We start from the raw sequence: 13,200 nt of genomic DNA, 5'->3' as shown, positions 1-13,200 counted from the left end.
CGCCGCAGCAGCCGGTGGGGATGCAGGAGTATCTGCAGATGGTGGTGCGCAACCAGCCCCAGCTGGCTGCGCAGCGGCTGCAGATCGGGATTGCGCAGGCGGACAGCCGCACGGCGGCGGCGTTTCCCAATCCTTCGGCGTCGTACAGCAGCAAGCCGGGCGAGAAGCAGTGGGGCATAGAGCAGCCGCTGCCCATTTTCGGCCAGCGGCGCCTGCGCATGGAGAACGCGCGCAAGGGCGAGACGGCGGCGCGCGCCAATGTCGAGGTGGCCGTGGCCACCACGCTCAACGATGCAGCCACGGCCTTCATTGATCTGCTGATGACGCAGCAGCGCCTGAAGGTCTGGCAAGAGGCGCAGGAGGCCCTGAACAGCGCGGGCAATATCGTGCGCGGACAGATCGAGGCCGGTGCGCGCAGCCGCTATGACGGCGCGCGCCTGAGCCTGCAGCAGGCCCAGATGGCCATGCAGGTCAGCCAGGCCCAGTCGGACTGGCAGGACGCCGCCTCGCACGCCGCCGCCCTGGCCGCCCTGCCCCAGTGGGCACCGCGCGCCACGGGCAGCCTGCAGGCCGTTCCCGTGGCCCAGCTGCTGCACGAGCAGGAACTTTGGGAGGCCGCGCGCCTGCGCCTGCCGGCCCTGGTGGCCGCCCAGGCCGAGCTGGACCAGCTGCGCCACAAGGTCGAGCTGGAACGCCGCGAAGCCCTGCCCACGCCCAGCATCAGCGTGGCGCGGGTGCGCAACCGGCTGGACGGCAACTACAACCAGATCGGCGTGTCGGTGGAGCTGCCGCTGTTCGATCGCCGCGAAGGCCCCATCGCGCGTGCCCAGGTGGAGGCCGAGCAGGCCCAACTGCGCTACGACGCCGCGCTGATCGAGGCGCGTACCGAGCTGCAGCGCGCCATCAGGCAACTGAAGCTGCGCCGCGATGCCGTGCGCGCCTACGAAAAGCAGGGCCTGGCGCAGATCGCGCCGCTCAACCAGATGGCCCAGGATGCCTACAAGCTGGGCCAGGGCTCCATCCTGGAGCTGATCGATTCGCTGGGATCGATCAACGAGCACCGCCTGGAGCACCTGGACCTGGTCAAGGAAATGATGCTGGCCGAGTGGCAGGTGCGCGTGGCCAGCGGCGATCTGCCGATGTGGGCAGCGCCCTGACGGTTTCATGCGGCGCGGTGCTCTGGGATGCCGCGCGGCCCTGCCCCTAGCTGGAAAGAGGTGGTCAACATGCCGGCACCCCCACCGATCTCGGCGGAGTCTGGCGCGCCGTATAGTGTCTGCCTCAGTTTCGAGTCAGGCCCTGCCGCCCGCATGTACCGCTATCTCATCATCGAAGACGACGCGCTGAACGCGCGCTACATCGCCGAAGGCCTGCGCCAGCAGGGCGCGCAGGTGGCGGTGTGCAGCGATGGTGTGCAGGGCATCGCCATGGCCGTGGGCGAGAGCTGGGATGTGATCATCCTCGACCGCATGCTGCCCAACGGCTTCGACGGCCTGCAGATCCTGCAGACGCTGCGCTCCATGGGCAAGCAGACGCCGGTGCTGGTGCTCAGCGCCCTGTCGGCCACGGACGAGCGCGTGCGCGGCCTCAAGGCCGGCTGCGACGACTACCTGACCAAGCCCTTTGCCTTCTCCGAACTCTCGGCGCGCCTGGAGGCCCTGGTGCGCCGCGCCCAGATCCCGGCCCCCGCGCGCGAGATGCGCCTGGCCGACCTGCGGCTGAATCTGCTCACGCGCAGCGCCGAGCGCGCGGGCCAGCCGCTGGCGCTGCAGCCGCGCGAGTTCCGCCTGCTGGCCTTTCTGATGCAGCACGCGCACCAGATCGTCACGCGCACCATGCTGCTGGAGTCGGTGTGGGACTACCGGTTCGACCCGCAGACCAATGTCATCGACGTGCACATCAGCCGCCTGCGCGGCAAGGTGGACAAGGGCTTCGAGCCTGCGCTGATCCACACCGTGCGCGGCGTGGGCTACAGCCTGTCGGACCGGCCGCAGGACCTGCCGCAGGTGGCCTGACCCGATGTCGCTGGCCAAGCCCTGGAGCTCCACGGCCTTCCGGCTGGCGCTGACCTACGGCGTGCTGCTGGTGCTGACCATGTCCATCGTGCTGTCGGTGTTCTACGTGCAGACCGTGGGCGTGCTGCGCATGCGCATGGACCGGCAGGCCGAGAACCACATGCGCCGCCTGGTCGAGCACCGCGACAAGTACGGCGAGCCCGCGCTGGAGGCCGAGATCCAGCAGACCCTGCTGGACGGCGTCAACACCGATACCGAAATCCTCATCCTCATGGATGGCGACGGCAATCCCATCATCGGCAACGCCGACGTGGTGCCCGCACGCCGCCTGACGGAGATGGGCGTGCGCGATCTCAAGGTGCGGCGCAACGGCCGCATCATCGCGGGCCGCGTGGCCGTGGCCCAGCTGTCCGACGGCAAGCTGCTGGCCGTGGGCAGCGACATGCAGGTGCAAAGCGATGTGGAGGAACTGTTCGGCCGCGCCAGCCTGCTGGCCGGCCTGGTGGCCCTGGGCATGGCCGTGCTGGGCGCCGGGGCCTTCCGGCGCGTGGTGGAAGAGCGTGCCGCCGACATCCGCAGCACCATGGCGCGCGTGGCCACGGGCGACCTGCGCCAGCGCATTCCGGTCACGCGCCGCGACGATGAGTTCACGCTGCTCAACCGCGACATCAACACCATGCTGGACCGGCTGGAACTGCTGATGGACGGCATACGCCATGTCTCCAACACCATCGCCCACAACCTGCGCACGCCGCTGACGCGCATCCTGCTGCGCCTGCGCAATGCCCAGCAGGCCACGCCCGAGGAAAAGAACGAGACGCTGGCGCTGGTGGCCCAGGAAGTGGCCGAGCTGGGCGTGGTCTTCGACAAGCTGCTGCAGATTGCCGAAGTGGAAAGCGGCGCCAGCCGCAAGAACTTCGCGCCCGTGGACCTGCGTGCCCTGCTGGTCGACGTGGTGGAGTTCTACGAACCGCTGGTCGAGGACGCGGGCGGCGTGCTGCGCCTGGAGGTCGAGGGCACGCCCATGGCGCTGGGCGACGGCGACCTGCTGGCCAGCGCCGTGGCCAACCTCGTGGACAACGCCATCAAGTACGGATCACTGCCCGACAGCGACCACGGCGCCGACATGCTGCTGCGCGCGGGCGTGGCCCACGAGCACGGCATGGAAGGCGGCGCCTGGGGCGTGGAAATCATCGTGCAGGACCGCGGCCCCGGCGTGGACGCGCAGACGCGCGAGAAGATGAGCACCCGCTTTTACCGCGCCGAATCGGACCGCGAAGGCTATGGCCTGGGCCTGGCCAGCGTGCTGGCCATCGTGCAGCTGCATGGCGGCAAGCTGGGCTTCGAGAACATGCATCCGGGCCTGCAGGCGAGGATCTGGCTGCCCGGGTTGCCCACGGCCTGAAGCCGTTTCAGCGGTCCTTGTGACCGTAGGCGCAAAAGCCGGGCTTGGGCCCCTTCTTGGGGTGCAGGCGACAGGTTTCGGGCCGCTTGTCGTAGACCGTGCAGCGCCGCGACTTGGCATCCAGAAAATTGCAGTCCCCGCTGGCGCGCCGCGCCATGGTGAAGATGTTGTGCTTGGGGTTGTAGTGGTCGATCAAGCGCATCTTCATCAGCCGCTTGGCGATGAGCTTGGGCTCCACGTTGTCCACCTCGAACGGATCCACCAGCTCCAGCCGTACCAGATCGGGCAGCTGCACCTCCAGCGGCATGGTGCAGCAGTTGGCCGCACAGCTGTCGCACATGCCGGGCTTGTATTTGCTCCAGGAGTCGAGGCGGTCGACGTCGACGATGCTGATGGGGGATCTCATGGTGGGCGATGGGCGTGTGCAGGGCCGCTATTTTTCGCCAGAAAGCCCGGCGGCGGTTGCCGCGCCGGCGTAGCCAAGCGACGGGGCGGGTCTTTGGGGGACGCCGCCCCTGCATCCATCCCCTGGCCCTCAGGCCGGCCGCTTCCTCAACAGGTATTTCTGAAACCCGTCGGACACCCGCTCGGCGCGCTGGTTCAGCACCTCGGTGGCCAGGGTCAGCACGCCCGTGGTGTTGCCGGGCTTGAGCTCGGACACCGTCAGCGTGCAGTACAGCGTGTCGCCCACATAAACGGGGGCCAGGAAGCGGCTGCCCTGCTCCAGAAAGCCCTTGAGCGATTCCTCGACCATGTGCGGGAACAGGCCGGCGCCTGCCGCCGTCTGTATGGCCACCTGGTAGCCGTGGGCCAGCATATGGGGCATGCCGCGCGCACGGCAGTACTCCACGTCGTAGTGCACGGGATGGTTGTCGCCGCTGGCCAGCTGGAAGGCGGCGAACAGGGCATCGGTCATGGTGCGCGATGGCAGGGCGAAGACCTCGCCCAGCGCGAAGTCTTCAAAGTAGCGCTGGGCGCACAGGGATGGGTGGCGTGGCATGGCGACTCTCCTCAGTTCGCGCTCATGTGGGCGGCCCGGGCGACCTTGCCCCATTTGTCCAGCTCCTGCTTGAGGAAGGCGGCCAGCGCCTGGGGGCGCGGCTGCTTTTCCAGCACCAGGCCCATGTCGTAGGCCTTTTTCTGCAGCCCGGCATCGTCCACCGTGGCCTGCAGGCTGGACTGCAGGCGGGCAATCAGCGCTGGCGGCGTGCCTGCGGGGGCGAACACGGCGTTCCAGGTATAGGCCTCGTAGCCGGGCACCTGCTCGGCAATGGCAGGCGTGTCGGGCGTCTGCGGCAGGCGCTGGGCCATGGTGGTGGCCAGCAGGCGCACCGTGCCCGCCTTGACCTGGGCCAGGCCTGTGGGCGCGCTGTCCAGCATGAAGGCCAGGTGCCCGCCGATGAGGTCCTGTATGGCTGGCGCACTGCCCCGGTAGGGCACATGCTGGGCCCGGGTGCCCGCCATCAGGTTCAGCAGCTCCGCGCCCAGGTGCGGAGCGCTGCCCACGCCCGCCGATGCATAGCTGACCTGGCCGGGCCGCGCCCGCAGATAGGCCAGGAAATCCGGCAGGCTCTGCACGGGCAGCCGCTTGTCCACCACCAGCACCAGCGGCGCCCTGGCGAGCAGTCCCACGGGCGCGAAGTCTTCCTCCGTGCGGTAGCCCAGCTTGTCGTGGATGTAGGGATTGACGGCATGCGCCACCGTGGTCAGCAGCAGGGTGTAGCCGTCAGGGGCTGCCTTGGCAACCGCCTCCGTGCCCACCAGGGTGCCGGCACCCGTGCGGTTCTCGATCACCACGGGCGTGCCCAGCTTCTGGCTCCAGACATCGGCCATGGCGCGGCCGAAGGTGTCGGTGGGGCCGCCTGCCGCGTAGGGAATCACCAGCTTGATGGGGCGCGCCGGATAGTCCTGCGCTGCGGCCGCGCCGGCGGCCAGAAGCAGGGCGGTGAGAAGGGTTTGGCGTCTTGCCGTCTTGAAGTCCATAATTTTCTCCGTTGTCTCCTGGCGCCGACTATAGAAATGCGCTGCCAATGCGGCCAGTCGAATCATTGATAGGGCGGTTAGAAACCGTCTAACACCAAGGAAATGCCCAAGGCGGGCATGCAACGGATGCGATATGAATTGACGGATCTCAGCGTTTTCCTTGCGATTGCCCAGGCCAAAAGCCTCAGCGCAGGCGCGGCTGAAATGCATTTGACGGCGCCATCGGCCAGCTACCGGCTCAAGAATCTGGAGCAGGCCATGGGCGCATCGCTGTTTGAAAGAACGTCCAAAGGCATGGTGCTGACCCCGGCGGGAATGACGGTCAAGAAATACGCCGATTCCATTTTCGGCAGCGTGGACCGCCTGCACGGAGAAATGCAAAGACACATCAACGGAATATCAGGCCATATCCGCGTATTTGCCAACAGCAGCACGCTGACGGGAATCGCGCCCGTGCTCAGCCGCTATCTGGCCCATTATCCGAACGTCAATGTGGACCTGGAGGAGCGCCTGAGCGAAGACACGGTGCGCGCCGTGCTCGACGGCAGTGCCGACGTGGGCCTGGTGGCCGGCCAGATCGATCTGCATGGCCTGCACGCCATCACCTATGGCCGCGATGAACTGGTGTTCGTGGTGCCCGCTGGCCACCCCTTGGCCGCCAGCAGCAGGGTGCCGCTGGAAACTGCGCTGACCTACGACCTGGTCTCGATCGGCCGCAAGACCAGCAACTTTCTCTACCTCCAAGGCATGGCATCCAGGCTGGGCATGAATCCCAGAGTACGTGTGCACGCACCAACATTCGAGGCCGTGCTGCAGTGCGTGCAGGAAGGCGTGGGCATTGCGCTGGTGCCGCGCTCCATTGCCCGGCCGGCGCTGCAGGCGCGCAGGCTGGCTGCCGTGGGCCTGGACGAGGCCTGGGCGCAGCGCGAGCAGAAGGTGGTCACGCGCGAACCCGAAACCCTGCCCGCCTATGCCCGCGATTTCGTGGCCTATGTGGCGGCCCAGCCTTTGCCCGAGGAAGGCGCCGTGCAGGAATCCCTGTCTTAGAAGATTTGAAATTCCGCTTAGAAAATGCCGACTGGCTGGGTGATGGTCGCACTTCTAGAATGCGGCGAATCGAATATTCGCCTCGTTCAAGAAAATGCAGACACGCCCATTGGATGGTTTGACGGTATTGGCCATGGAACACGCCGTGGCAGGGCCTTTTGCCAGCCGGCAGCTGGCGGACCTGGGCGCCAGGGTCATCAAGCTGGAGCGATTGCCCGATGGGGATTTTGCGCGGGGCTATGACGACAAGGTCCATGGTGAATCATCCTTTTTTGTCTGGGCCAATCGGGGAAAGCAAAGCCTGGCTGCAGATATCAAGACCGCCGAAGGGCAGCATATCGTCGGGAAAATACTGGAAAACGCCGATATCCTGATCCAGAACCTGGCCCCGGGTGCCATGCAGAGAATGGGCATGGATTTCGACAGCCTGCATGAAAAATATCCGCGTCTCATCGTCTGCGATATATCGGGCTATGGCGAGGGCGGACCGCTCAGCGACAGGAAGGCTTATGACCTGCTGATCCAGGCGGCAGCCGGCCTGATCTCGGTCACGGGCACGCCCGACCAGCCCGCACGCGTGGGCATTTCCATCGCCGACATCGCAGCCGGCATGTATGCCTACTCGGGCATTTTGTCCGCCCTGCTGCAGCGCGCCCGCACCGGCCGGGGCCTGCGCGTGGAGGTATCCATGCTGGAGGCGCTGGCCGAATGGATGTCCTACCCGCTGAACTTCGCCCATTACGGCGGCACGGCGCCCGCGCGCAGCGGGCTGACCCATCCTTCCATCGCGCCCTATGGCCAGTACACGGCCGGTGACGGCCAGAGCCTGATCTTCGGCCTGCAGAACGACCGCGAATGGCACAGCTTCTGCGCCCATGTGCTGCAGCAGCCCGCGCTGGCGCAGGACGCGCGCTTTGCCACCAACCTGCAGCGCGTGGCGCACCGCAAGGAACTCGATGCGGTGATCGCCTCCGTGCTGGCCTACCTGAGCCGCGAACAGGCCATGCAGCGCCTGGATGCAGGCGGCATCGCCAACGCGCCGCTCAACGGCATGCACGCGGTCTGGAACCATCCCCAGCTGCAGGCGCGCCAACGCTGGCGCGAGGTGGCCACGCCCGCCGGCAGCATCCAGGCCCTGCTGCCCCCGGCCACGCTGTCGGATGCCGAAGCCGCCATGGGCGCCGTGCCCGCGCTGGGCGAGCATACGCAGGCGCTGTGGGAGGAGTTTGGCGGGCGGTGAACATGGCCAGGGGCGCCAAGGTCCGGCCATGAAAAAAGCGCTCCTTGCAGAGCGCTTTTTGCAGTGTGCCGTTCGGCTGGATCAGACGTCGATATTGCCCGCCCGCAACGCATTCGTCTCGATGAAGTCCCGGCGCGGCTCCACCTCGTCGCCCATGAGCATGGTGAACACGCGGTCGGCCTCGATGGCGTCGCCGATCTGCACCTGCAGCAGGCTGCGCACGGTGGGGTCCATGGTGGTCTCCCACAGCTGCTCGGGGTTCATTTCGCCCAGGCCCTTGTAGCGCTGGCGGGCCGTGGTGCGTTCGGCCTCGTGCAGCAGCCATTGCATGGCCTGGCGGAAGTCGGTGGCCTTGTCGCTCTTGGCCTTCTCGCCTTCGCCGCGCATGACCTTGGCGCCTTCGCCCAGCAGGCCGTTGAAGTTCTGGGCTTCGTCGGCCAGTGCGGCGTAGTCGTGGCTGCGCACGAACTCCTGGGTGAGGATGGAGCTCTTGATGTTGCCGTGGTGGTGGCGGCTGATGCGCAGCACGGGCTTTTCGGAGACCGGGTCGATTTCGGCCGTGACCTCGGCGGGCACGCCCGTGGTGGTCAACTCGCGCAGCTTGGCCTCCAGGATGGGGGCGCAGGCCTGTGCCGCCTCGATGCTGTCCAGCGTGATCTGCACGCCGTCGGCGATGGCGCGCAGGGCCTCGGCATCCATGAAGTTGGACAGGCGGTCGATGACGGTCTCGGCAGCCAGGTGCATGTTGGCCAGCTTGGCCAGTTCCTCGCCGTCCAGCGTGCGCGGGTTGGCGCCGCCGGTGCTGACGCTGGCGTTCATCAGCGCGATGCGCAGCAGGTACTGGTTGAGCGCGGGGCCGTCCTTGATGTACAGCTCTTCCTTGCCGTTCTTGACCTTGTACAGCGGCGGCTGGGCGATGTAGATGTGGCCGCGCTCGACCAGGTCCGGCATCTGGCGGTAGAAGAAGGTCAGCAGCAGGGTGCGGATGTGGGCGCCGTCCACGTCCGCGTCGGTCATGATGATGATGCGGTGGTAGCGCAGCTTGTTGGGGTCGAAGTCGTCGCTGCCGCTCTTGCCCGATTCGGCCGTGGCCTTGCCGATGCCGGTGCCCAGGGCCGTGATCAGGGTGACGATTTCGTTGCTGGACAGCAGCTTCTCGTAGCGGGCCTTTTCCACGTTCAGGATCTTGCCGCGCAGCGGCAGGATGGCCTGGAACTTGCGGTCGCGACCTTGCTTGGCGGAGCCGCCGGCGGAGTCACCCTCGACGATGTAGATCTCGCACAGCGCCGGGTCCTTTTCCTGGCAGTCGGCCAGCTTGCCGGGCAGGCCCATGCCGTCGAGCACGCCCTTGCGGCGCGTCATCTCGCGGGCCTTGCGCGCGGCCTCGCGGGCACGCGCGGCATCGACGATCTTGCTGCACAGGATCTTGGCGTCGTTGGGCTTTTCTTCCAGGTAGTCGGTCAGCGCCTTGGCGACGATGTCCTCCACGGGCGCGCGCACTTCGCTGGAGACCAGCTTGTCCTTGGTCTGGCTGCTGAACTTGGGCTCGGGCACCTTCACGGACAGCACGCAGCACAGGCCTTCGCGCATGTCGTCGCCGCTGACCTCGACCTTGGCCTTCTTGGCCAGCTCGTTCTGCTCGATGTACTTGCCGATCACGCGCGTCATGGCGGCGCGCAGGCCCGTCAGGTGGGTGCCGCCGTCGCGCTGCGGGATGTTGTTGGTGAAGCACAGCACCTGCTCGGCATAGCTGTCGTTCCACTGCATGGCGACTTCGACGCCGATCTCGGTGCCGGGGATGCCGCCGTAGCTTTCCGCAGGACGCGTGCCGTTGGCGTGGAAGGCGGTGGGGTGCAGCACCTTCTTGTTGGCGTTGATGAACTGCACGAAGCCCATGACGCCGCCGGCGCCGGAGAAGTCATCCTCGCGGCCGTCGCGCTCGTCCTTGAGGCGGATGCGCACGCCGTTGTTCAGGAAGGACAGTTCGCGCAGGCGCTTGGCCAGGATCTCGTAGCGGAACTCATGGTTCTGCGTGAAGATTTCCGTGTCGGGCAGGAAGTGGACCTTGGTGCCGCGCTTGTCGCTCTTGCCGACTACGCGCATGGGCGAGACCTCGACGCCGTCCACGATCTCGATGGGGCGGTTCTGCACCTGGCCGCGCGAGAAGTCGATCTCGTAGACTTCGCCGTCGCGGCGCACGCTGAGCTTGAGCCAGATGGACAGTGCGTTCACGCAGGACACGCCCACGCCGTGCAGGCCGCCCGAGACCTTGTAGCTGTTCTGGTTGAACTTGCCGCCCGCGTGCAGTTCGGTGAGGGCGATTTCGGCCGCCGAGCGCTTGGGCTCGTGCTTGTCGTCCATCTTCACGCGCGTGGGGATGCCGCGGCCGTTGTCGATGACGGACAGGGAGCCATCGGCATGGATGGTGACCAGGATGTCGTCGCAGTAGCCGGCCAGGGCTTCGTCGATGGAGTTGTCCACCACTTCGAAGACCAGGTGGTGCAGGCCCGTGCCATCGGAGGTGTCGCCGATGTACATGCCGGGGCGCTTGCGCACGGCCTCCAGGCCTTCGAGGATCTGGATCGCGCCTTCGCCATAGCCGCTGGAGTCTGAGCCTTCGGGGGCAATGGTCTGGTTTTCTGGCTTGTTCTCGTCGGTCATGGAAGGCCCTGGGGTAGTTCCGTCGGAAGCTGTCGCTTCGCTTGAAAATGTTCGATTCGGCCGCTGGCGCGGTGCGTAGGGACGCGCGCTGCGGGCTACGAGTCGGATAGGGTGGTTGCGCGCCTTGCACCGGCTTGTGCCACCGGGCGGCGGGTGCAGGGGCTGCGCAATGTGTCAGGCATCGGGTAGGTGTGGCGCGCGCTCAGATGCGCATCGGCATCACGACGTACTTGAAGCTGTCGTTCTCGGGGATGGTCAGCAGCGCCGAGCTGTTGCCGTCCTGCAGGTCGATCCTGATCATGTCCTGGCCCATGTTGGACAGGGCGTCGATCAGGTAGGTGACGTTGAAGCCGATCTCGATGGTGTCGCCACCGTAGTCGATGTCCAGCTCGTCCATGGCCTCTTCCTGCTCGGCGTTGTTGGAGGCCACGCGCAAGGTGCCGGGTTCCACCGTCAGGCGCACGCCCTTGAACTTGTCGCTGGTCATGATGGCCGTGCGCTGCAGGCTGGCCAGCAGCGGGGCGCGGCCCAGGGTCACGCTGTTGGTGTGGTTGCGCGGGATGACGCGGTTGTAGTCGGGGAACTTGCCCTCGACCAGCTTGGTCACGAACTCCATGCCGCCAAAGGTGAACTTGGCCTGGTTGTTGGCGAACTGCATCTCGATGTGGGGCTGGTTCTCGCCGCCGGCATCCGACAGCAGGCGCTGCAGCTCCAGCACGGTCTTGCGCGGCAGGATCACTTCCTGCTTGGGCACTTCCACGTCCAGCTGGCTGCTTGCAAAGGCCAGGCGGTGGCCGTCGGTGGCCACCAGGGACAGCTGCTTGCCCTCGGCCACGAACAGGATGCCGTTGAGGTAGTAGCGGATGTCCTGCACGGCCATGGCGAAGGAGACCTGGCCCAGCAGGTCCTTGAGCACCTTCTGAGGCACGCTGAACGACGGGCCGAAGGCCGCAGCCTCCTGCACCAGCGGGAAATCCTCGGCCGGCAGGGTCTGCAGCGTGAAGCGGCTCTTGCCGCCCTTGAGCACCATCTTGGCCTGCTGGGTCTCCAGGCTCACGGTCTGGTCGCCGGGCATGGTCTTGAGGATGTCGATCAGCTTGCGCGCGCCCACGGTGGTGGTGAAGTCGCCGGTGTCGCCGCCGAGTTCGGCGGTGGTGCGGATCTGGATTTCCAGGTCGCTGGTGGTCAGCTGCAATGCGTTGCCGGTCTTCTTGATCAGCACGTTGGCCAGGATGGGCAGCGTGTGGCGGCGTTCGACGATGCCGGACACCGATTGCAGGACCGCGAGAACTTTGTCTTGTGTGGCTTTCAGGACGATCATGTCAACCTCTGATTTAAGGATGCGGGTCTCGGTGGGAGCGGCGGCTCACACATGAGCCCCCTCTTGCCGCTCGAATCCCCCATTTTGCCGCGTACGCAGGGCCTGAACGGGGGAGTTTTCATCAACCTTTGAGAGTTTGCTCCAGCACGTGCAGCTGCTGGTTCAGCTCGGTCAGCTGCTGGCGTTCGCCGGCGATCTTGCGCACCGCGTGCAGCACGGTGGTGTGGTCGCGTCCGCCGAACAGCTCGCCGATCTCGGGCAGGCTCTTCTGGGTCAATTCCTTGGCCAGGTACATGGCAATCTGGCGCGGCCGGGCAATGCTGGCCGGGCGCTTCTTGCTGTACATGTCGGCCACCTTGATCTTGTAGTAGTCGGCCACCGTCTTCTGGATGTTTTCCACGCTGATCTGGCGGTTCTGGATGGACAGCAGATCACGCAGGGCCTCGCGGGCCAGCTGGATGGAGACTTCCTTCTGGTTGAAGCGCGAATAGGCCAGGATCTTGCGCAGCGCGCCTTCGAGCTCGCGCACGTTGGAGCGCACGTTCTTGGCCACGAAGAAGGCGACTTCCTCGGGCATCTCGGCGTTCTCGGCGCGGGCCTTGTTGATCAGGATGGCCACGCGCATCTCCAGCTCGGGCGGCTCGATGGCCACCGTCAGCCCGGAGTCGAAGCGCGAGACCAGCCGCTCGTGGATGTTGGCCAGACCCTTGGGATAGGTGTCCGAGGTCATCACGATGTGGCTCTTCTTGGCCAGCAGGGCCTCGAAGGCGTTGAAGAACTCCTCCTGCGTGCGGTCCTTGTTGGCGAAGAACTGCACATCGTCGATCAGCAGCAGATCCAGCGAGTGGTAGCGCTCCTTGAATTCGTCAAAAGTGCGGCGCTGGTAGGCCTTGACCACATCCGAGACGAACTGCTCGGCGTGGATGTAGAGAACTTTCGCGTCGGGCTTGTCGGCCAGCAGCTTGTTGCCCACGGCATGCACCAGGTGGGTCTTGCCCAGGCCCACGCCGCCGTAGATGAACAGCGGGTTGTACAGGTGGCCGGGCGAGCCCGCCACATGCATGGCGGCCGAGCGTGCCATGCGGTTGGCCGTGCCTTCCACCAGGGTTTCAAAGGTCAGCGCGGCGTTCAGGCGCGTACGGAAGACCGGCGCTGCCGCGTCTTCGCCAGTGACCGTGGGCACCGAGGTGACAATGGTTTCCGGTGGGGCCGAGCGCTCGCTGGAAGATGGGCGAACATAAGTACGCACAACGCTTTCCCGTTGAGCGAGCGCTAACTCAAGTGTCACCGGCTGGCCATAGAGCGACTCCAGCATGGCCGAGATGCGGCCTGCATATTGGGCGCGGATCCAGTCGAGCTTGAAGCGGTTGGCCACGTAGACGGTGACTTTGGAGAAGTCTTCGGCGACGTGCGCGGTCAGGGGCTTGATCCAGGTGTTGAACTGCTGCTCAGGCATTTCCTGCCCCAGTTGCTCAACGCAGACTTGCCACAGGCCCTGGCCTGCATCGTTCGTAGGTTCCTCTGTCAT

Annotated in this window: 11 protein-coding genes; 5 read left to right on the top strand and 6 right to left on the bottom strand. The window is 66.0% G+C overall.

The features are described 5' to 3' along the window. Nucleotides 1–20: 20 nt before the first annotated feature. The 3 genes from ACRSCF_RS00055 to ACRSCF_RS00045 all read left to right on the top strand — a co-directional run bounded on the left by ACRSCF_RS00055 (nt 21) and on the right by ACRSCF_RS00045 (nt 3,420). A complete protein-coding gene (locus ACRSCF_RS00055; protein WP_223275166.1) occupies nt 21–1,157 on the top strand; it encodes a TolC family protein in 1,137 nt (378 codons plus the stop codon). A gap of 153 nt (nt 1,158–1,310) precedes the next feature. Next, nucleotides 1,311–2,015: a response regulator transcription factor gene (locus tag ACRSCF_RS00050; RefSeq protein ID WP_017407046.1), complete on the top strand. Its 705-nt coding sequence runs from the start codon at nt 1,311–1,313 to the stop codon at nt 2,013–2,015. Nucleotides 2,016–2,019: 4 nt separating this feature from the next. Continuing rightward, complete coding sequence (locus ACRSCF_RS00045; protein WP_034365441.1) at nt 2,020–3,420, top strand: sensor histidine kinase; 1,401 nt, start codon at nt 2,020–2,022, stop codon at nt 3,418–3,420. Nucleotides 3,421–3,427: 7 nt separating this feature from the next. On the opposite strand, the gene ACRSCF_RS00040 is transcribed toward ACRSCF_RS00045, so the two are convergent. The 3 genes from ACRSCF_RS00040 to ACRSCF_RS00030 form a co-directional block, all read right to left on the bottom strand. Next, a complete protein-coding gene (locus ACRSCF_RS00040) occupies nt 3,428–3,826 on the bottom strand; it encodes a YkgJ family cysteine cluster protein (protein ID WP_013799932.1) in 399 nt (132 codons plus the stop codon). Nucleotides 3,827–3,955: 129 nt separating this feature from the next. Then, nucleotides 3,956–4,420 (bottom strand): MaoC family dehydratase, encoded by a 465-nt coding sequence (locus tag ACRSCF_RS00035; protein WP_034365445.1) that lies wholly within the window; start codon nt 4,418–4,420, stop codon nt 3,956–3,958. A gap of 11 nt (nt 4,421–4,431) precedes the next feature. Further along, a complete protein-coding gene (locus tag ACRSCF_RS00030; protein ID WP_016454189.1) occupies nt 4,432–5,403 on the bottom strand; it encodes a tripartite tricarboxylate transporter substrate binding protein in 972 nt (323 codons plus the stop codon). Between the two features lie 126 nt (nt 5,404–5,529). On the opposite strand from ACRSCF_RS00030, the gene ACRSCF_RS00025 reads away from it, so the two are divergent. Further along, a complete protein-coding gene (locus ACRSCF_RS00025) occupies nt 5,530–6,450 on the top strand; it encodes a LysR family transcriptional regulator (RefSeq protein ID WP_034365494.1) in 921 nt (306 codons plus the stop codon). 133 nt (nt 6,451–6,583) lie between these two features. Then, nucleotides 6,584–7,690, top strand: coding sequence for a CaiB/BaiF CoA transferase family protein (locus tag ACRSCF_RS00020; protein ID WP_034365448.1), 1,107 nt, complete (start codon nt 6,584–6,586; stop codon nt 7,688–7,690). An 81-nt stretch (nt 7,691–7,771) separates the two neighbouring features. On the opposite strand, the gene gyrB is transcribed toward ACRSCF_RS00020, so the two are convergent. The 3 genes from gyrB to dnaA all read right to left on the bottom strand — a co-directional run bounded on the left by gyrB (nt 7,772) and on the right by dnaA (nt 13,200). Further along, nucleotides 7,772–10,351 carry a DNA topoisomerase (ATP-hydrolyzing) subunit B gene (gene gyrB / locus ACRSCF_RS00015; protein ID WP_034365451.1) on the bottom strand — a complete coding sequence of 860 codons (2,580 nt, stop codon included), beginning with the start codon at nt 10,349–10,351 and terminating at the stop codon, nt 7,772–7,774. 202 nt (nt 10,352–10,553) lie between these two features. Beyond that, a complete protein-coding gene (gene dnaN / locus ACRSCF_RS00010; protein WP_016447260.1) occupies nt 10,554–11,672 on the bottom strand; it encodes a DNA polymerase III subunit beta in 1,119 nt (372 codons plus the stop codon). 121 nt (nt 11,673–11,793) lie between these two features. Beyond that, nucleotides 11,794–13,200 (bottom strand): chromosomal replication initiator protein DnaA, encoded by a 1,407-nt coding sequence (dnaA, locus tag ACRSCF_RS00005; RefSeq protein ID WP_016447259.1) that lies wholly within the window; start codon nt 13,198–13,200, stop codon nt 11,794–11,796.

Origin of the sequence: Delftia sp. 11MD, from assembly GCF_050907895.1 — a bacterium.
In the GTDB taxonomy this organism is placed as follows: domain Bacteria; phylum Pseudomonadota; class Gammaproteobacteria; order Burkholderiales; family Burkholderiaceae_C; genus Comamonas; species Comamonas tsuruhatensis.
This window is presented reverse-complemented; position numbering and strand designations above follow the sequence as displayed.

Excerpts from the sequence above, each read along its gene's own strand:
- ACRSCF_RS00055 (WP_223275166.1), top strand. The coding sequence starts at position 21 with ATGCAGGAGTATCTGCAGATGGTGGTGCGCAACCAGCCCCAGCTGGCT.
- ACRSCF_RS00050 (WP_017407046.1), top strand. The coding sequence starts at position 1,311 with ATGTACCGCTATCTCATCATCGAAGACGACGCGCTGAACGCGCGCTAC.
- ACRSCF_RS00045 (WP_034365441.1), top strand. The coding sequence starts at position 2,020 with ATGTCGCTGGCCAAGCCCTGGAGCTCCACGGCCTTCCGGCTGGCGCTG.
- ACRSCF_RS00040 (WP_013799932.1), bottom strand. The coding sequence starts at position 3,826 with ATGAGATCCCCCATCAGCATCGTCGACGTCGACCGCCTCGACTCCTGG.
- ACRSCF_RS00035 (WP_034365445.1), bottom strand. The coding sequence starts at position 4,420 with ATGCCACGCCACCCATCCCTGTGCGCCCAGCGCTACTTTGAAGACTTC.
- ACRSCF_RS00030 (WP_016454189.1), bottom strand. The coding sequence starts at position 5,403 with ATGGACTTCAAGACGGCAAGACGCCAAACCCTTCTCACCGCCCTGCTT.
- ACRSCF_RS00025 (WP_034365494.1), top strand. The coding sequence starts at position 5,530 with ATGCGATATGAATTGACGGATCTCAGCGTTTTCCTTGCGATTGCCCAG.
- ACRSCF_RS00020 (WP_034365448.1), top strand. The coding sequence starts at position 6,584 with ATGGAACACGCCGTGGCAGGGCCTTTTGCCAGCCGGCAGCTGGCGGAC.
- gyrB (WP_034365451.1), bottom strand. The coding sequence starts at position 10,351 with ATGACCGACGAGAACAAGCCAGAAAACCAGACCATTGCCCCCGAAGGC.
- dnaN (WP_016447260.1), bottom strand. The coding sequence starts at position 11,672 with ATGATCGTCCTGAAAGCCACACAAGACAAAGTTCTCGCGGTCCTGCAA.
- dnaA (WP_016447259.1), bottom strand. The coding sequence starts at position 13,200 with ATGACAGAGGAACCTACGAACGATGCAGGCCAGGGCCTGTGGCAAGTC.